This is a genomic window from Actinomycetaceae bacterium MB13-C1-2 (assembly GCA_035621235.1).
Classification (GTDB): Bacteria; Actinomycetota; Actinomycetes; order Actinomycetales; family Actinomycetaceae; genus Scrofimicrobium.
In genome coordinates this window covers 547,526-565,137 of sequence record CP141731.1, presented here as the reverse complement: position 1 = coordinate 565,137, position 17,612 = coordinate 547,526, and the positions used below count along the sequence as shown (strand labels likewise).

The following is a 17,612-nucleotide window of genomic DNA, read 5'->3' as shown; positions in this document are numbered from 1 at the left end:
TAGAACCTCCTGGGTGAAATTCGTGCGAGCTTGGGAGCGTGTCGACCGGGGTTTTTGTTGCCGCGATCCGTTCCGAGGCCGGCCAGATTATGAACAAGCGGCAGAAGAGGTGCTGTTTTGATTAGTGAGTTACCCATGGGGCGCGGAGCCGTTGACGCTATGGGTTATGAGCGCGCGAGTTTCACGTTCGCGGACCTAAATGGTCAGCCATGGGTAGGTCACGTTGTTGACCCGGCTGGGAGGGTCTTAATTCGGAACGGTCGCCTCGCAGAAGTTATGGACGGTGCGGGTGAACCGCTCCTACTGGGGAGAACGACCGATGGGATCGTCCACTTGGTGTGGGTGGTCCCAACGGAACCGAATACGCCAGGCACTGCTAACTTCGTCGCAAATGTACCCCGGTCGTCCGGCACAGACTTGGCGCCGTCGTTGGCGTTGGCAGAAGCTACCCTTGTCCCACTAACTCAGATCGCTGCGGAACTTTCGGCCGACGATTCGCAGCTAGCGTCCCGCGCCGTCGCGCTTGCTAAGTGGCACGCGACTTTTAGGTTCTGCCCGCGTTGCGGGGCCCCCGTTGTCCCGGTTGAGGCTGGTTGGGCGAGTCAGTGCACCAATTGTGGCGCGATCGAGTATCCGCGAATGGACCCGGTAGTGATCATGCGGGTGACCGACGCGAAAGAGCGGCTACTCCTCGCAAGCAACGCCACTTGGCCGGAACGCCGGATGTCGCTTCCTGCCGGTTACGTCGAAGCGGGGGAGACTCCACCCCAGGCGGTGGACCGAGAACTCTGGGAAGAGGTGCAACTTCGCGTTGAGAACACAGAATACCTAGCCTCCCAGGTTTGGCCCGGTCCAAGGTCTCTGATGTTGGCGTTCTCGGCGACGATCCGCGGCGGGACCGCAGACCCGGTGCCGGACGGGGTGGAGATTCGTGAGGCCCGATTTTTCTCGAAGAGGGAACTGATCAGAGCCTTCGATACCGGCGACGTACTGGGTCCGGGTCCAAGCTCAATCGCGTACGCAGTAATAAACGACTGGCTGGGAGCCTAGAGCCGGGCGTGTGCCGGAGTAGCCTGTCGGCTGAGTGTCAGCAGTATTAGGTACTCCACTTGAACATCGACTACGACATTCTTGTTTCAGCAGGCGTTGCAACAGTCTCCAACTTACGTTTGGGCGACGACCAAAGATCAGGTTTCGTCATAGCGAGGTCTGGTTGCAGTAGCGGCTTTGGTAGTCAAGAACCGGGATAGTTCTTGGTTGTTGGCGGACGTTTTCTACTACGAGACCGCGCTACTGCAACCAACGACGGCTATGACGAGGCGTGCGAGGTGCGGTAAGCAAATGGATGTGGTCTTTGTGGCCGATAGGCGAATGCCACAGTTCCTGAGTGCTACGGTTCCTGCTGAAGCCCTTAGAATGATCGGTGCGGGCCTCTAGCTCATCTGGTTAGAGCAACGGACTTTTAATCCGTGGGTGCCGGGTTCGAGTCCCGGGGGGCCTACAAATCGGAGCCGATGTGCGTGACTACTATGCTGATGGCAGGTGGATTCAATGACCGGGATGGACTGGCTTACTGTCGCAGCCATCGGCTTTGTTGCGTACACGTTCATTACTATCACCGCTGAAATCCCACCGTTTGCCGTTGCCGCGATCTGGGCCCTTTGGGGTGCAGTCACCTCCGCTGTTGTAATAAACCTCTGGGAAAAATTTCGTAAGAGGAAGACCGGAGCGGACGCGGTGACAAAGGAAGAAACCTTGGGTGAGAGCCTGGCTGATGGTCCTGAGATCAGTGACTAGTCGTCCATCGCAGGTTCACCGATGTGGATAGTCCCTTCGATTCTCATGGCACGACGTAGTCTGGCCTAAAGTGCGGAGGCGAGAGCTATCGCAGTCTGCTTGAAACTTTCAAAATCTTTCGCACGTTCCGCGAGGGTCTTCACCGATTGAGGATCTGAAAGCAACTCGATCAATTGGTCGAACATAGCATTGAACAACGGTCGCTCCTTCTGGCTGAATGCAATGAAGACCACCAGCGATACGTCATAATCATTCCACTTGATTGGATCTTGAAAACTAACGACCGCCAATCCTGATCGCTTGGCCCCCATCTTTAGAGGGTGTGGCACGGCCACTCCCGAGGGGAAGCCAGTGGGTGACAGGCGTTCTCTTTCTAGAATTGACTCTGTAAACCGATGATCGCCAATGCCAATGGATATCAGGTCCTGACTCACGAAACGAATTAGTTGTTCGGGAGTGCGTGCTGGTGGGTCGACATAGAACAACTCGGTATCGACCAGTCGAATGAGTTGACTTGAGAATAGTTCTACACGCTGCTCGCGCAGTAGGTCGCTGATACGGGAGCGAATCCGTTCCAGATCCGACTGATTTAGGAGCGGGCTAACCTGGATGACCGGCCTGGGCGAGTTGTTCACGGGGACGTTGGTTATCAACAGATCTGTCTGCGAATCGACTTCATCAACGCTGGCGATGGCGGAAAGATCCACGTTCTGAGGAAGGGACTCTCTGAGGGTCTCGATAGTGTTTTGGGAGAGGTGCTCATATCCGTGCATCAGAACCAGAACGTTAAGCCTATTGGCGTGCGGCGAAACACGGCCGAAGTATGAACCCAGGTGCATTGCAATGAATGCCTTCTCGTCGTCATCGACGACGATGCCTGCCGCGGTTCCTAGGTGCTGCGCAAACGCCACGGCGAGTTCATAAACAAGAGGGTGCGATTGCTTGATTTGATTGGTGAAAGGATTCGGAATTGCCGTGCCTCTGGCAGAGCGTACAAGCAGGCTACGAACGTGAAGGGACAGGGAGCGTCTAAGAGCCGGATCGTCAAATGTAATCTGAAACTCGTCAGAGAGTTGGTGAAGTGCGGTCGCAACTAGTTCGGTAGCGTGGTCCTCCGGTTCGAGGCCGCCCGTTCGTTGGTCCAAGAGGGTTGAGAGATACGCTCGTTCACTGTCTGGAATTGGGAACCCTAGATACTCTTCGAACTCATCGGCAATTCCGCTTGCAACCGCCGACGAGTCGGATGTGTTCGGGAGTGGCCTTCCAACATGGACCCGGGTGATCATGATGAGGATATGGAGCATTACACCCGACTCGACAATTGGGTTGATCCGCAATTCGTATGCGTCAAGGTTGCTACGCACGATCTTCTTCAGAGTCGAGACGTCATAGTCTGGAAAGGCATGTTGCAGGTCATCGAGAGTGATCGTGGGGCCTGTTGCGACAGAGTCGATCAACAGATCTCGAAGCAGGACTCTTTGAGCGTCCTCGGAACCCTCAATCTGCAACTCATCGCCTCGGCGTCTAATGCGCAGACCGTGATTTTGAAGAAGACCCCGAGCCCTTCCAATATCGGCTTCGAGAGTGGGTGGGGCAACGAAGAGCTGATCGCACAAACTGAACAGGTTTACGACTCCATCGCTGGAGAGCAGAGCCTTCACAATGAAGTAGAGCCGTTCTAAGGGCGTCTCCGGACCAGAATCACGCTGAGACTCCAACCAAACCCTTGCCTCCGGTCCGGCGCGGTATCCCTGTCGGGAAGAGTTTATCCCGGGTATCGAGTGTGCATAGTTACGAATCGTTCTGGCAGAAACACCGACCGTGCGCGCTAGCTCGGGGCCTGAGACCCAGTTGTCGGTATCAAGGAGTCTTGTTACTAGCCGGTGTCTTGCATCTTGACTCACGTTCCCACAGTAATGACCTAAACTAACGCATTCCATTTATGTGAACATTGGTCCTTGCCGCCAGAGCGGCAAATCGACATTGGTCCTAACGGCCCAATCGATGGATTCTCATTGTGAAACGAAATCGACGCGCCGAAGGGACCCTACAATGAGCGACCAGATCAATATCTTCATCTGCTGTGGAGCGGGTGCTTCCAGTGGATTTATCGCGCAGAAGGCACGTCAAGCTGCAAAGGCACGCGGGTGGGAAAACGTGGAAGTCATAGCGCGGTCTGAGGCAGAACTCGATGAGAACCTTCCGAACGCCGACGTAGTGCTACTTGGCCCTCATCTTGAGTACATGATTGACGACGCGCGGAGGAGAGCTGCTGCCCACGAAGTCAGGGTTGCTCTGATACCTCAGAGTCTTTACGGAACGATGGACGGCGCAGGAATCCTGGATCTTGCGGCGGATGTTCTTGAGGCAGAAGACGAATAGTAATTCGGTCGGTGACCCATCAATCAACGTCGATTGATCATAGCGAGCTATTAGGAGATAAGCCGTGGATGGCCTGATAAATTTCATGAACCAGAAAGTTGTTCCTTTCACCAACAAAGTGACGCGGAACCCTTGGGTGAAGGCAGTTCAGGATTCGTTTCTGACAATCTTGCCGTTTGTCCTTGTTGGATCCTTCGTCACCCTGATCGGATTGGTCCCCGAGATTCCCTGGGTGAGAGAGAACTGGACGTGGTGGCCGGACCTTTCACCAATTAGTTCTTTCAGTTTCGGACTGATGGGCCTTATCCTGGCATTCTTAATTCCCTACTTCGCCATGGAGAACAAGGGCGTTCAGCGCACGAAGCTCTTGGCCGGCGCTACCGGCATCGCGTCGTATCTGATGCTGGCCAAACCAGCGCTCGTGGTGGACGAAGAAACCTGGGCAATGTCGGCAACCTTTGAGTTTGACCGCTTTGGTGCCGGAGGAGTGTTTGTTGCACTAGTCGTCGGGCTGCTGGTCGGACTGATATTCTTCTCGTCCTCGAAGTGGTCTTTCTTCAAGAAATCGTCTTCGCTCCCGGACTTTATTATCACCTGGTTCGACTCGTTGATCCCGATAGCCGTAGTTCTAGGAGTTTCATGGCTTATCACCTTCAGCTTTGGTTTTGATGCATTCGCCATTCTCGGGACGATCTTTAGTCCCCTGCTCAGCATCGGACAGAGCTATCCCGGGTTTGTCCTCATCGTCTTTATCACCGTGTTCATCTACTCGTTCGGGATCAGCTCCTGGGTGATGGGGCCGATTATTTTCCCGATTATGTTTGCCGGAATCGCCGAGAACCAGGCTGCGGTCGCTGCGGGTCTCGCCCCGACGATGATCAATACGCAGGAAGTGGTGTACATCGGTTGGATCGCAATCGGGGGACTGGGGGCAACGCTTCCTCTGGCACTGATGATGCTGTTCGCAGCGAAGTCGAAGCAACTAAAAGCGGTTGGTAAGGCGGTCATTGTTCCTTCGATCTTTAACATTAATGAACCTGTCGTTTTCGGGGCACCTATCGCTTTCAACCCCATTTTGATGATTCCTATGTGGATCAACGGTTTGCTCTTACCCCTGATAGTTTGGCCAGCTCTGCACTTTGGTATGGCCCCTATCCCCGCTGAGCCATTCCAGATCTGGTATATGCCGTACCCGATTTCGACATGGCTGGTTGCGCCTGCGATCGGATCCCTAATTCTGTTCGTAATCGTGGTGGCGGTCGCCACTGCAGTCTGGTTCCCATTCTTCAGGGTCTACGACAACCAGTTGCTTGTACGAGAAGGGAAGACCGACGAGCAGCAAATGGAATCTGTCGGTGCGAGTGAGACACCCGGGACGAATCGACCCGCACCCAGGAAAGCACCCACCAAGAGAACTAGGGTGGAACTCTAGTCTCCCTCGCTCGAAATAGAAGGTTAGATCCGAGCGTGAGCTAGCCGGTGACGGTCTGCGAGCCTTTTCCCTCCGACTGTCGAACGAGTATGGCGGGGGAGCCTCGTTCGATCCCACTCAACAAAATTCTACTGATGCAAGAAGAAGGAACATCAATGATTGCGATAGATGAAGTCCATCAGGTTGCGATGGAAATTATCCTCAATGCTGGCAATGGTCGTACGAAGATCAAGAGTGCGCTGGTTGCGATGGAAGAGTGTGATTTCGACAAGGCTCGGACAGACCTTGATGCCGCACAAGAGGAAATAACGAAGGCTCATCGAGCGCAGACGAAACTGATTCAGTCAGAAGCGAGAGGCGAAGAGATCCCCTCGTCGATCCTCTTTGTCCACGCCCAGGACACTCTAATGACGATCAAGAGTGAACAGAACATTGCTGAGCGGCTTATGGGAATCACGGATGCCTTCAACAGGCGACTAATTGCTCTGGAGAACGAGAAGTAGATGACCGGGTTTAAGAAGAATTTTCTTTGGGGCGCGGCAATTGCGGCGAATCAGGCTGAGGGCGCGTGGGACGTAGACCGTAAGGGAATCTCGCAGGCTGACGTTGTTCCGTACGGGGGCGACGCACGAGGGAAAAAACTCGACACGATCCGGTCGAAAAAGGAAATCGAACGATATCTTGCGGATAGTTCACTCACGTTCCCTAAGCGGTATGGAATTGATTTCTTCCACACGTATCGTGATGATCTGGCACTTCTTCGCGACGCCGGGCTAAACGCCTTCAGAACTTCTATTTCGTGGCCCCGACTTTTCCCTACCGGAATGGAAGAAGAGCCGCTGAAGGAGGGCGTCGAGTACTACCGCCAGATGTTCAGCTATATGAGGCAGATCGGTATTGAACCAATCATCACAATCTCTCACTACGAGATGCCGCTGGAACTCATTACCAACTGTGGGGGTTGGGCGAATCGTAAGGTCAAGAATGCATTTGAAAGATTCGCGAAGTTCGTGGTCAATGAGTATAAGGACTTGGTCACCTACTGGATAGTCTTCAACCAGATTAACTCGGCGATAATGGACCCCTACCTAGCGCTTGGAATCCTGGCGGCTGATGTTCCTGACCCGGTTCAAGCGAAGTTCCAAGCCATTCATAATCAGTTGGTTTCCAATGCAGAAATCGTTCGCTACGGACGGGAACTGAACGCAAATCTACGGATGGGCTCCATGATCCTGGATCAGACGGCGTATCCGCGAACTCCGAAGCCAGAGGACATGTTTGCTGCGCTTCGTTACAACCAGCAGGCCTACTTCTTTAGCGATGTGATGGTCCAAGGAGAGTACCCAGAATACGTGCTGGCAGAGCTAGCGAGGCAGGGTATAGAGATCAGTTGGGAGCCGGGCGACGCAGAGACACTTCGTGAAGGAACCATTGATTTCTTAGCCTTGTCCTACTACATGACAATTGTCGTGGACGAGGGGATCACTTTTCTCGATGCTGATTCCTGGGATATCGGTGAAGCGTTTGCAAATCCCTACTTGGAGGCAAGTGAATGGGGATGGCAGATTGATCCTCTTGGCCTCCGATACGCCCTCAACGTCTTGAATGATCGATACCGGGGGATAGATCTGATGATCGCAGAGAACGGACTCGGATACCGTGATGTAGTTGTCGACGGGACCATCAATGACCAGTACCGAATCGACTATCACGCTGGGCATCTACGCGCTCTTCGTGAAGCCATAGCCGACGGATGCCACGTAATCGGCTATATGCCCTGGTCGGGGATCGACATTATTAGTGCTTCGACATCCGAAATGAGTAAGAGGTACGGGTTCGTATACGTCGACCTTGACGACCTTGGTGAAGGTAGCGGTAAACGTCTCAAAAAGAAGTCGTTTGACTGGTATCGGGAAGTGATCGCCTCGAATGGGGAGTCGCTTTGACTCCTACCCGAAGCGGCCCTGGACGTAATCTGCGGTTGACCGGTTCGCCGGGTTTTCGAAGATCACCTCGGTGTCGTCATACTCGACCAGGCGTCCCGGTTCACCCGTCTTTTCGAGGTTGAAGAAGCCTGTCTTGTCGCTGACCCTCGCCGCCTGCTGCATATTGTGGGTGACAATCACGATCGTGTACTGAGCACTCAACTCGCTGATGAGATCCTCGATCGCCAGGGTTGAGATGGGATCGAGGGCGGAGCAGGGCTCATCCATCAGAATCACGTCTGGTTTCACCGCGATAGTACGGGCAATGCACAGACGCTGCTGTTGCCCCCCGGAAAGCGAAGACCCCGGCAGATCAAGGCGGTCCTTCACCTCTTCCCACAGGTTTGCACCGCGCAGGGAGCTCTCAACGATCTGGTCGGCGTCGGCCTTCGAAATCTTCTTGTTGTTCAGCTTCACCCCGGCCAGTACGTTGTCGCGGATCGACATCGTTGGGAACGGGTTTGGACGCTGGAACACCATCCCGACCTTACGGCGCACATCAACCGGGTCGACATCAGGAGCGTAGAGTTCCTGCTCGTCGATGAGGACGCTACCTTCAACGGTGGCACCCGGAATGACCTCGTGCATCCGATCCAGTGTCCGCAGGAAAGTGGACTTGCCGCATCCGGAAGGGCCGATCAGCGCGGTGACCGTGTTCGGCTCCATAATCATCGACACGCCCTCGACGGCCTTGAAACTGCCGTAGTAAGCGTCAAGGCTTTTGACTTTGATTTGAGTAGACATCAGCGAGTTCCTTTCGGTGCGAAACGGGCCGCGATTAGGCGGGCAGCCAGATTCAGCACCATGACAATAAGAATCAGTGTGAGCGCGCCGGTCCAGGCGCGGTCCAGGTAGGCTTGTGCATCAGCGCCCTGACTCATGTACGAGTTGTAGACGAAGACAGGAAGAGTCATCATCGGCCCATCGGTGAGCGAGTAGTTCATTGACTGCGTTAGTCCGACCGCCACTAGAAGTGGGGCGGTTTCCCCGATGACGCGCGCCACCGCGACCATGACGCCAGTGGTGATGCCTGCAATGGAGGTGGGGAGGACGACCTTGGCGATCGTTCGCCAACGAGGAACGCCAAGGGCCAAGGAGGCCTCGCGCAGTTCGTTCGGAACCAGGCGCAGCATTTCCTCGCACGAACGCACCACCACCGGGGTCATCAGGAGGGCGAGCGCGATGGCACCTGCCATTCCCATTTGCGAACCCGGTCCGAAGAGCAGAAGGAACAGTGAATATGCGAAGAGACCGGCAACGATTGAGGGAATACCGGTCATCACATCGACGAAAAAGGTGATCGCCTTCGAGAGCTTCCCCCCGTTGCCATACTCAACGACGTAGATCGCGGTGAACAGGCCGATGGGCACGGCGAAAAGTGAGGCCATTGCCGTGATCTCCAGCGTGCCAACGATAGCGTGGAGCGCTCCTCCTCCCGCCCCCACGACATTTCTCATCGAGTTGGTAAAGAACTCGGCGTCGAACCGAGCCAGGCCTGAACTGACGACTGTGTAGACGACCGAAATCAGTGGAAGCAAAGCAAGAATGAACGCCCCGGTAACGACCGCAGTTGCGAACCGGTCCTTACGTTTGCGGGTTTTCGCATAGCGAGTGCTCACGGCGGCTTCGACACTGGTTGCACGAGCGGCTTTGCTGGCTCGCGCCAACTGGTCAGCGGTTTCAGTAGGGCTGGGGATTTGTATCTCAGTGGCCTGTGAGATGCTCATGCGTTTGCTCCCTGGAACTGAGCGCGCCTAGAGATAACCCAGCGCGCAAGCATATTGACTGCAAGGGTGATCGCGAACAGGAATAGCCCGGTTGCGATCAGGACGTTGACCCGGAGACCAAACGCCTCGGGGAAGTTCAGCGCGATGTTCGCGGCGATTGAGTTCGGATTCTGGGAAGTGACCAGCGCAAAGGATATGACTGCTGCGGGGGAGAGGACCATGGCAACAGCCATCGTCTCCCCGAGAGCGCGGCCAAGGCCGAGCATCATGGCCGAGATGATTCCCGCTCGTCCGGCGGGCAGCACTGCCATCTTGATCATTTCCCAACGCGTGGCACCCAGAGCCAGGGCGGCCTCCTCCTGGAGTTTCGAAGTCTGCAGGAACACCTCGCGGCATACCGCGGTCATTATCGGGAGGATCATCACCGCAAGAACCAAAGCGACCGTGAGGACGGTGCGCCCTGTTCCAGACGCAGGACCGCTGAATAGCGGAATCCAACCAAAATGCTCAGTGAGCCAAACATAGGCTGGTTGCAGCATCGGAGCCAGGACGCGGATTCCCCAGAGTCCGAAGACGACTGATGGCACAGCGGCCAGAAGATCGATTATGTAGCCGAGGCCATTAGCAATCTTTCTTGGCGCGTAGTGCGAGATAAAGAGTGCGACCGCGATAGCGATCGGCGTTGAGATTAGCAGGGCGAGGAACGCGATCCAGATGGTCCCGAAGGCGAATGGGGCGACGTAACTCCAGATGCTCATCGGCTCGCTGCCGGAGGCCGAGCCAATTTCATCGGACGTGACCAGGAATGCGGGCCACGCCTGTGCCATGAGGAAAACGGCAACTGCGAACAGAACAACCAGAATCAGTGCACCCGCTCCAATAGCCAGTGAAAAGAATGCGGCGTCACCCGGCCGAGGTACCTTCTTGAACGGCTTGCCAGGTCTAGGCGCTTCTTGCGGAGTGCGCGGTCTGGTTGGGTCTGACACCGAGAGCCCCACGGGAGTGTCGGTGTCTCCGTGCAGTGCGTCCGGTGCCGAACTGCATTGCCGGGGATCAGACTTAGGGGCGCGAGCGTCCCCGCCCAGAGTCTCTTCCAGGCGGGGACTGACTTCCTCGACAGTTGTCGACATATGGATCGGTGACCTCTTACTTGATGGTCTCTAGAACCGGGAGGATCTTGTCGCGGGTCGCATCGGAGATCGGCGCTGAACCGGCACCCTCCTGCGCAGCGGTCTGGCCCTCGGGGCTGACAATGTAGTCGGCGTATGCCTTCACGAACTCACCGTTCTTGGCATCCGCATAGTTCTGGCAGACGATCAGGTAGGACACCAGGACCAGCGGGTAGACGCCCGCCTCAGTGGTGGTGCGGTCGACCTTCACTGCCAGATCGTTTGCCGGTTGACCTTCGTCCGGACGAGGAGAGGCATCGACAATCGCGGCTGCCCCCTCAGGCGAGTAGTGGACGTAATCATCGCCCACCTTCAGCGCGACGCTTGAAAGACCGCCTGCTTTTGAGGCATCCACGTAGCCAATGGTTCCGGCCCCACCCGCTACCGCGTCGACGACACCGGAGGAACCCTGAGCGCCCTCGGCTCCCGGGAAGGAGTAGGGATACTTGTCCTCGGGCTCCGCATCCCATATTTCCGGGACGTTCTTGTTCAGATAGTCTGAGAAGTTCTTGGTGGTGCCTGAGTCATCGGAGCGGTGCACCACAGTGATTGCCGTCTGAGGAAGCTCAGTGTCCGGGTTTGACTCGGCAATGGCAGGGTCGTTCCAGGTGGTGATCTCGCCCTTGAAGATTTTCGCGATTGTCGCGGCATCCATGTTCAGCGACTCGATACCATCCAGGGAGAAGACCACTGCGATGGGGGAGATGTAGACGGGAAGGTTGTACACCTCCGAATCGGCCGCGCATGCACCAGCGGTTCCGCCCTCAAGCTCTTCGACCTTCAGGTATGAGTCTGAACCTGCATATACGGTTGCGCCTTCGATGAACTGCTTGCGACCGCCTCCTGAACCAACAGGGTTGTAGTTGATGGTGACGTCAGGGTTATCACTTTGGAACGCGGCAATCCAGGCCGCTTGAGCAGCTTCTTGAGCCGACGCTCCAGCACCGGCAAATGTGCCCGAGAGCGTCGATGCTGATTCCGTGGTTTCGCTTTGGCCCTCAGACGGAGTGGTTCCTCCCTCGTTAGCGGCACATCCGGCGAGTAGTGCGGTGGAAATGGCAAGTGTGGTCCCGGCCATCCAGGCGCGAGTGTTTCTTGTTTGCTTCATGCCACCAGCCTCCGCTCCCTCTTTGAACGGACCCTGGAGTGAATGTGAACGATGCGTTAACTCTTTGGTAACTGTGGGTTAATCCCTTGCGTCGTTCGCCGTCGCCGTTCCGTTCGCTGCTACAAGCGCTCTACGATGGAGGTATGTCGGGTCCTTCAACCTGGCCACCGGCGTTGCTCTTCGCGCTTGGCGCTGTCTTGGGCGCATTATTGGTGGCATTGCTTCGGGCGGCGGCCCAGTCCCGTCGCCGCTCGGATACTCCCACCCTGGCAACACTTTCGTTCACCAGCCAAGCTTTGCTTGAGGCCGTCCCCATTCCCACCGTTGTTTTCAGTGACTCGATGCGGCCCCTCTTTCACAACACCGCGTACGAGGATCATCCGGCAATGGTGCGCCGCGTTCTTGAGAAGGAATGGCTTCAGAGGACCGTTATGCGTGCGCTGGTTGAGGGAAAAGGAGTTTCGCGCCGTTCAGACCCGGATGATCAGCAGAGCGTTCACGTTGTTCCTCTGCCCGAGAATCTAGTTGCCGTCATGGTATGGGACGAATCGGACCTGTACAGCGCGGACGCCATGCGTCAGGACTTTATCGCAAATGCGAGCCACGAACTAAACACACCGGTGTCGGCGATTTTGTTGCTTTCCGAGGCGCTTCAAAAGGGGTCCTCAGACAAGAAAGCGACCGGGGAGTTCGTCAAGGCGCTGCATGGTGAGGCCGAGAGACTGTCCGAACTCACTAGAGATATCGGCAGACTTGCTGAGGCGCAGGATAGATCACGCACAGAAAAGCTCGAACCTATCGATACGATCGGCGTCGTTGACGAAGTGGTGATGAACCACTTGACTCTCGCTAGCGCTGCTCAGGTGAGGCTGGAGTGGAACCGAGCCTCGGCCCCCGAGAGTCTAAGAGTGGAGATCGATCCCAAAATGCTTGAAGTGGCTTTGGGGAACATAGTGGAGAACGCGATTAAGCATTCTCCGGCAGGTGGCAGTGTCAGGATTGGGGTCCGTGAGACCGGCCCTCTAGAGGAGGCCATCGTCTCGATTTCCGATCAGGGACCCGGGATTGAACCAGAGCAAGCAGACAAGATATTCCAGCGTTTCTACCGGGTGGATAAGGTCCGGGGGCGACAGTCTGGGGGCACGGGTCTTGGTTTGGCGATAGCTAGGAACGTGGCCAGAGGTGCGGGTGGGGATATCTCGGTGAAGTCAGTTCCAGGGGAGGGTGCCACATTCCTCGTTACGCTTCCACTGGCACCTCCGCCGGTATATCGCGGTGAAGGTGAAGAGGAGTCCAAATGAGTTCAAAGAAACGGTTGCTACTGGTCGAGGATGAAGCCTCAATTGCGGTACCCCTCAGCTTCCTTCTGTCCGAGGAAGGGTTTAAGGTAAAGGTCGTCGGTGATGGTCAGGAAGCGTTGAGTGAGTTCAACCGGAAAACTCCGGACCTGGTTCTGCTTGATGTAATGCTTCCTTCCATGTCGGGGATCGAGGTGTGCCAGAGGATTCGAGCCACCTCGGACGTGCCGGTCATCATGCTCACGGCAAAGGCCTCCGAGATCGACAAGGTGTTGGGACTTGAGGTTGGAGCCGATGACTATGTGACCAAGCCCTACTCTTCGCGAGAACTCCTGGCGCGCATCAAGTCGGTCATGAGGCGTTCGAAGTCGGTAGAAGTGGGGATTCTAGGGACCACGGACGAGGTGCTTACCGTCGGTCCGGTGACCATCGACTACGGGCGCCACAGCGTCGAGGTCGATGGAAAACCAGTGCAGCTTCCCCTGAAGGAGTTCCAGCTATTGGGAACACTGATGAGCAACGCGGGCCGGGTCGTGACGCGCGCCTACCTGCTGACCGAGGTGTGGGGAGCGGACTTCTACGGTGATGAACGAACACTTGACGTCCATATCAAGCGATTGCGCTCGCGGATCAGTCCCGGAGACGTTGAGCGAAAGCTGATTAGTACGGTTAGGGGAGTTGGCTACCGGTTCGAGGAGCAACCCCATCAACCATCGCTCTGATCGTCCCTGCATCGCCCTGCAGAATTATGTACTCCAAGTTTTTCGCAGGCCCTGGAGTTCCAACCTTCTTGCCGTCTAGATTGTGTATGCCGATTTGGGCACCCACGTGCCGCTTGTTCTCGAACTCCAGCACCTCGACTGTGCCGCCGCGGGCCTCGCAATACTCAACTAGTTGTTCGAGGGGAAGAAACCCCTCATCACTAAAGCTTAAAGCTACGGTACTGGCGTCGAGGTCTCGAAGGATCTTTTCGAGCGCTGGCCCGATCTGGCCTCGCTGATTGAAGGGGCTCTTGGTCTTCTCGTCCCTCGCGTCCGTCCGCTTACAGGCGATGCCGTAGTACTCGGGTTCATCGTTGCGAATCAGGGTTTCCCACACGTGGTAGTTCGTGAAGTAGCGATGCTGGTTATAGGGCGGATCAAGATAGGCAAAGTCAACGTGAGGGAGCATTGTCGCCACTTCGAGAGCACTGCCTCGTATCGCACTACCTCTGCCAGGCGTCAACACGGGCGATCTAAGCTCAAGGGGTTTCAGGGCGCGGGGAGCCCACTGCTTCAGATAGGCCATCTGCAACCCGACGGTTGAGTCCACGGCGTCAGCGGCCTCAAGCAGGCTGGTGAGAAGAATCGGACGAAGCGGAGAATCCGCGTAGTACTCATCAATTCCGTCGCGGATGGCATCGATTCGCACTCCGTTGTCGGGATGAAAGTAGCGGCTCTCTTCACAAAAGACCCTCGTGAAGTATCCACGCTTCGGAGGGAGGGAAGAAAGGTGACGAAGCGCCAACTCGACCTCGTCCTGATCGATGTCTGCGGAGTCGATTTCCACGTAGCACTGGGCCAAGACCTCAGAGTAGGTTGCTGTATCGACGGCGTAGGTGAAGGCCCCCCGACGGCAGAACTCCTGTGCGACACGGGTGGTACCGGTGAATAGGTCTAGGGCACTCTGGGCTCCGGTTGCGTCGAGAAGCCCGCCGATGACCGGAACGAACAGGCGTTTCGAGCCCAGGTACTTGATCAAACGGACCGCCCTAACTCGTTCTGAAAACTGGGGCTCTGAAGACGGACTCCAGCCGAGGCGCTACGGCCTAACTCAGTACCCATTGGCGATCCTATCGACGGGGCAGATGATTGGGTCGAGAACGCGCCGGGATTGGGTCCGGGGACCAGAGTTTCGGGACTCAGATAGGGAGAATATCGGGCCGACTGCGAGTTCTCGACTCATTCATCACTCAGTTCGGGTTTCGTTCTCGTCGCGAGTGACAGCTCCGCGTCATTAGTTCCTTGGTCGATGACTGTTTGAGAGACAATGAAGGAGTCGATCTGTCTTGGGGGTTGGTTTGATGCGGGATGTGCGAGATCAGGTTATTCGGCGAGTTCAGCGGCCCGCCGTGCAAGGAAGTCCCGAGTTTGGTCTGGCCTACGTTCGGACCGGTCCCCGCCGGGCGATCCCGACGCTTGTTGTCCCTGGTGGTCCAGGACTGGCATCCATCGTTCCCTACGGCTCTGTTCGCCGTCAGGCAGCGGCTGACGGCCTCGACGTGATAATGGTTGAGCACAGGGGAGTTGGGTTCTCACGCGCTGATGTCACCGGGGTGGACCTGCCCGAATCGGCAATGTGGGTTGACCTGGTGCTCGATGACATTGCTGCGGTGTTGGACCAGGAGGGAATTGCCGCGGCATACATTGCGGGTTCCTCATATGGAAGTTATTTGGCCTCAAGCTTTGCCGTGAAGTATCCCGAGCGTGTTGCCGGGATGCTACTGGATTCGGCACTGCAGTCGACGAAAGATCTGGCGTTGGAACGCGAGGAGATCCGACGACTGTTTTGGGAAACTGGCAGCCCGGTGGGTCAGTGTGTTCGAGAGTTGACGGCGCGAGGAGAAGATCAGCGGGTTCTGTTGGATGTTGTCCGCTCCGGTTATGAACTAAGCGGGATGCCGTTGGTGGAATCGGCGGTGAGCCGCAAAGTCGCTGACAGGTTCGACCCGGTCTGGCAGGGTCTGGCTTTATACGCCGCGCGAGATGAGTCTATTGCAGGTATTCCGTACTTCTACGAGTTCGAGCGCGCTGGGACCATCGGGTTTCGGGAACTCAACTACGGAGCCGTGCCCGACGGGTTACCGCTGGATCCGGCGCTGACGTATGCGCGGATTGCTGATCGGTTTCCCTCGTTCGAGGGGGAACTATTTGATCTGCCAGCGGAAACATCGGGTTTTGACTGGCCCATGGTGGTGCTGTCGGGGACGAGGGACGTGAGGACACCACCGGCGATCGCGGAGCGAACCGTTGCGCTTGCACCAAATGCGACGCTGGCTCGGATTGAGAACGGACACAGTGCTCTCGACAGTCACCCCGTTGCATTCGTGAAGGCGCTGAAACTCTTGGTTACGGGGCAGAGCCGACGGTTGCCCGGACTGGAAAACGAACTGAACCGGCTTCCAAGACGCGGGCTCACTGCCGACTTGGCGAAAGCTATGGAACTGCTGGCGAAAACCTCGCGATCTCCAATCAGATAGGGGCGCGACACGCCGTAAATTCGGTCCCAAAAGTCCCTTATCTGATTGGAAAACGGAGATAGCGGAGGACGGGGAGGACGACGGCTTGTCAGCTTGTTGGGGGATAGTTCTCCCTGTATGAATCTCCAATCAGATAGGGGCGCGACACGCCGATAAAGTCGGCGAAATCGGCCCCTATCTGATTGGCAACTCTTGGAGGTGGCTAGACCTGTACTTCGTGAACTGCCTCTAGCGCTTTGGCATCCTCATCGCTCATTCCGTCGATTGGGCCGCCATCCCAGACGATGTCACCGCCAAGGGCTTCGAGAACCTTCTCGTGTTTGCCGTGTCCGAGTTTTGCTCCGTGGACCAGGGTGGCTGGACTCCACATCATCGCGATGGAGTCGTGCCAACCCTTGCCGGTGTCGGTGCCCTCAAGAATGTCCTTGACCGTTCCTGGAATGGTCTTTAGGTGGGGGGTAAAGACGTTTGCGAGGACTGCAAACTTGATCTCGCGTTCCGTTCCCGGCGCGGCCATCGCAGTGTCTTTTATGTCGCCGGTCAGCGCGTCGACGAACTCGTCGGTTTCCAGTAGCAGGACGCCGTTGGTAGTACGAGGGTTACATTCGATCGCGATGAGGCCACCCTCGCTATCGACGAAGTCGAACGAGAGTTGACCGCTGTAGTTGCAGTCCAGCTGGTCAACGATCTTCTGCGTGTATTCGAGAGTTTTGGTGGAGTCGTCGGCAACGAACTCGATTCCGGTCGAGTGAGCCCACTGCTCGGGAGCGCGGTAGGTGACCATGCTGGTGACTCTGCCATCCACGACGGTTGCGTACGTGCAGACCATGGGTCCGTCAACGAACGGCTGGACAATCCAGGGTTGCTCCGGGGTCGGGTGGCAATCCTCGACCTTCATCGCCCCCTCGAGAGGGCCGGTGTTGGTAAGCAGTGCGACTCCGCCGCGGGAGAAGGCGGCTCGGGCAAAGTATCGGGGGAAGCGAGAGATAGCTTCTTGCAGACTCTCCTCGTCCGTTGCTACGACCGTTTCGGGGATCGGAACGCCGGCGTCTTCGCAGAGACGCTGGAAACTGACCTTGTCGTGAAGCATCGCGAGCTTGTTGAAGGGGCCGGTGAACACCTCTACGCCTTCGGGCAGATCAGCGCGGCGCGCGGCCAGGTAAAAGGCTTCTTCGAAAGTCGGAATGATCAGGTCGATCTGGTTCTCGGCTGCGAAGTCGCTGACGTCCTTGATGAACTGATCAGTGTCGAACGTCGGTGACGCGGTTACAAGGTGGCCCTCAGCGTACTTTGAATGACTTCCCATTGCCCCACCGTATGTGTCGCTGGCAAAGACGGTATGGCCGGAACTGCCAAGCTTACGGACGATGTCGAGGGTGAAGGGATTCCTAGAGCTGGTTACCAGAACGCGCATTGATGATCCTCTCGGAGTCTGGGAGGTGAACAGTCTGAGACTATCAACGCGGGGATTTGTTT

At 56.5% G+C, this 17,612-nt stretch carries 17 protein-coding genes and 1 tRNA gene; 11 read left to right on the top strand and 7 right to left on the bottom strand.

What is annotated here, in order from left to right:
- Positions 1-117 precede the first annotated feature (117 nt).
- From nudC to U6G28_02335, 4 genes are all read left to right on the top strand, one after another.
- Positions 118-1,050 (top strand): NAD(+) diphosphatase, encoded by a 933-nt coding sequence (gene nudC, locus U6G28_02350; protein WRS30549.1) that lies wholly within the window; start codon positions 118-120, stop codon positions 1,048-1,050.
- A gap of 207 nt (positions 1,051-1,257) precedes the next feature.
- Positions 1,258-1,437: a hypothetical protein gene (locus U6G28_02345; protein ID WRS30548.1), complete on the top strand. Its 180-nt coding sequence runs from the start codon at positions 1,258-1,260 to the stop codon at positions 1,435-1,437.
- A tRNA-Lys gene (locus U6G28_02340) sits at positions 1,428-1,501 on the top strand. Before U6G28_02345 ends, U6G28_02340 begins: the two co-directional genes overlap by 10 nt.
- Positions 1,502-1,551: 50 nt before the next feature.
- Positions 1,552-1,797, top strand: coding sequence for a hypothetical protein (locus tag U6G28_02335; GenBank protein ID WRS30547.1), 246 nt, complete (start codon positions 1,552-1,554; stop codon positions 1,795-1,797).
- 65 nt (positions 1,798-1,862) lie between these two features.
- Here U6G28_02335 and U6G28_02330 read toward each other — a convergent pair whose 3' ends face one another.
- Positions 1,863-3,701 (bottom strand): BglG family transcription antiterminator, encoded by a 1,839-nt coding sequence (locus tag U6G28_02330; GenBank protein ID WRS30546.1) that lies wholly within the window; start codon positions 3,699-3,701, stop codon positions 1,863-1,865.
- Between the two features lie 148 nt (positions 3,702-3,849).
- On the opposite strand from U6G28_02330, the gene U6G28_02325 reads away from it, so the two are divergent.
- The 4 genes from U6G28_02325 (at position 3,850) to U6G28_02310 (ending at position 7,557) form a co-directional block, all read left to right on the top strand.
- On the top strand, positions 3,850-4,179 hold the full coding sequence (locus tag U6G28_02325) for a PTS sugar transporter subunit IIB (GenBank protein ID WRS30545.1): 330 nt from the start codon (positions 3,850-3,852) through the stop codon (positions 4,177-4,179).
- An 85-nt stretch (positions 4,180-4,264) separates the two neighbouring features.
- Positions 4,265-5,611 carry a PTS transporter subunit EIIC gene (locus tag U6G28_02320; protein WRS30544.1) on the top strand — a complete coding sequence of 449 codons (1,347 nt, stop codon included), beginning with the start codon at positions 4,265-4,267 and terminating at the stop codon, positions 5,609-5,611.
- Positions 5,612-5,766: 155 nt separating this feature from the next.
- Entirely contained in the window at positions 5,767-6,114 is a 348-nt protein-coding gene (locus tag U6G28_02315; protein ID WRS30543.1) for a PTS lactose/cellobiose transporter subunit IIA, read from the top strand.
- Positions 6,115-7,557, top strand: coding sequence for a glycoside hydrolase family 1 protein (locus U6G28_02310; protein ID WRS30542.1), 1,443 nt, complete (start codon positions 6,115-6,117; stop codon positions 7,555-7,557). It abuts the gene before it with no gap.
- Between the two features lie 3 nt (positions 7,558-7,560).
- On the opposite strand, the gene pstB is transcribed toward U6G28_02310, so the two are convergent.
- The 4 genes from pstB to pstS are packed head-to-tail and all read right to left on the bottom strand — an operon-like array spanning position 7,561 to position 11,600.
- Positions 7,561-8,340 carry a phosphate ABC transporter ATP-binding protein PstB gene (pstB, locus tag U6G28_02305; protein ID WRS30541.1) on the bottom strand — a complete coding sequence of 260 codons (780 nt, stop codon included), beginning with the start codon at positions 8,338-8,340 and terminating at the stop codon, positions 7,561-7,563.
- Positions 8,340-9,323, bottom strand: a complete 984-nt coding sequence (pstA, locus tag U6G28_02300) for a phosphate ABC transporter permease PstA (protein WRS30540.1) — start codon at positions 9,321-9,323, stop codon at positions 8,340-8,342. The genes pstB and pstA overlap by 1 nt, the downstream gene beginning before the upstream one ends.
- Positions 9,320-10,453 carry a phosphate ABC transporter permease subunit PstC gene (pstC, locus tag U6G28_02295; protein ID WRS30539.1) on the bottom strand — a complete coding sequence of 378 codons (1,134 nt, stop codon included), beginning with the start codon at positions 10,451-10,453 and terminating at the stop codon, positions 9,320-9,322. The genes pstA and pstC overlap by 4 nt, the downstream gene beginning before the upstream one ends.
- 16 nt (positions 10,454-10,469) lie before the next feature.
- Positions 10,470-11,600, bottom strand: a complete 1,131-nt coding sequence (gene pstS / locus U6G28_02290; protein WRS30538.1) for a phosphate ABC transporter substrate-binding protein PstS — start codon at positions 11,598-11,600, stop codon at positions 10,470-10,472.
- Positions 11,601-11,743: 143 nt separating this feature from the next.
- On the opposite strand from pstS, the gene U6G28_02285 reads away from it, so the two are divergent.
- On the top strand, positions 11,744-12,901 hold the full coding sequence (locus U6G28_02285) for a HAMP domain-containing sensor histidine kinase (protein ID WRS30537.1): 1,158 nt from the start codon (positions 11,744-11,746) through the stop codon (positions 12,899-12,901).
- Entirely contained in the window at positions 12,898-13,620 is a 723-nt protein-coding gene (locus tag U6G28_02280) for a response regulator transcription factor (protein WRS30536.1), read from the top strand. Before U6G28_02285 ends, U6G28_02280 begins: the two co-directional genes overlap by 4 nt.
- Here the strand turns inward: U6G28_02280 and U6G28_02275 are convergent.
- Complete coding sequence (locus U6G28_02275; GenBank protein WRS30535.1) at positions 13,568-14,638, bottom strand: DNA adenine methylase; 1,071 nt, start codon at positions 14,636-14,638, stop codon at positions 13,568-13,570. The two genes, U6G28_02280 and U6G28_02275, sit on opposite strands and share 53 nt — an antisense overlap.
- 307 nt (positions 14,639-14,945) lie before the next feature.
- Between U6G28_02275 and U6G28_02270 the strand changes: the two genes are divergently transcribed.
- Positions 14,946-16,136 carry an alpha/beta hydrolase gene (locus U6G28_02270; GenBank protein ID WRS30534.1) on the top strand — a complete coding sequence of 397 codons (1,191 nt, stop codon included), beginning with the start codon at positions 14,946-14,948 and terminating at the stop codon, positions 16,134-16,136.
- Between the two features lie 202 nt (positions 16,137-16,338).
- Here U6G28_02270 and U6G28_02265 read toward each other — a convergent pair whose 3' ends face one another.
- Complete coding sequence (locus U6G28_02265; GenBank protein ID WRS30533.1) at positions 16,339-17,550, bottom strand: hypothetical protein; 1,212 nt, start codon at positions 17,548-17,550, stop codon at positions 16,339-16,341.
- Positions 17,551-17,612: the final 62 nt, after the last annotated feature.

Excerpts from the sequence above, each read along its gene's own strand:
- pstA (WRS30540.1), bottom strand. The coding sequence starts at position 9,323 with ATGAGCATCTCACAGGCCACTGAGATACAAATCCCCAGCCCTACTGAA.
- pstC (WRS30539.1), bottom strand. The coding sequence starts at position 10,453 with ATGTCGACAACTGTCGAGGAAGTCAGTCCCCGCCTGGAAGAGACTCTG.
- U6G28_02265 (WRS30533.1), bottom strand. The coding sequence starts at position 17,550 with ATGCGCGTTCTGGTAACCAGCTCTAGGAATCCCTTCACCCTCGACATC.
- U6G28_02320 (WRS30544.1), top strand. The coding sequence starts at position 4,265 with ATGAACCAGAAAGTTGTTCCTTTCACCAACAAAGTGACGCGGAACCCT.
- U6G28_02280 (WRS30536.1), top strand. The coding sequence starts at position 12,898 with ATGAGTTCAAAGAAACGGTTGCTACTGGTCGAGGATGAAGCCTCAATT.
- pstB (WRS30541.1), bottom strand. The coding sequence starts at position 8,340 with ATGTCTACTCAAATCAAAGTCAAAAGCCTTGACGCTTACTACGGCAGT.
- U6G28_02285 (WRS30537.1), top strand. The coding sequence starts at position 11,744 with ATGTCGGGTCCTTCAACCTGGCCACCGGCGTTGCTCTTCGCGCTTGGC.
- U6G28_02335 (WRS30547.1), top strand. The coding sequence starts at position 1,552 with ATGACCGGGATGGACTGGCTTACTGTCGCAGCCATCGGCTTTGTTGCG.
- U6G28_02325 (WRS30545.1), top strand. The coding sequence starts at position 3,850 with ATGAGCGACCAGATCAATATCTTCATCTGCTGTGGAGCGGGTGCTTCC.
- U6G28_02310 (WRS30542.1), top strand. The coding sequence starts at position 6,115 with ATGACCGGGTTTAAGAAGAATTTTCTTTGGGGCGCGGCAATTGCGGCG.
- pstS (WRS30538.1), bottom strand. The coding sequence starts at position 11,600 with ATGAAGCAAACAAGAAACACTCGCGCCTGGATGGCCGGGACCACACTT.
- U6G28_02315 (WRS30543.1), top strand. The coding sequence starts at position 5,767 with ATGATTGCGATAGATGAAGTCCATCAGGTTGCGATGGAAATTATCCTC.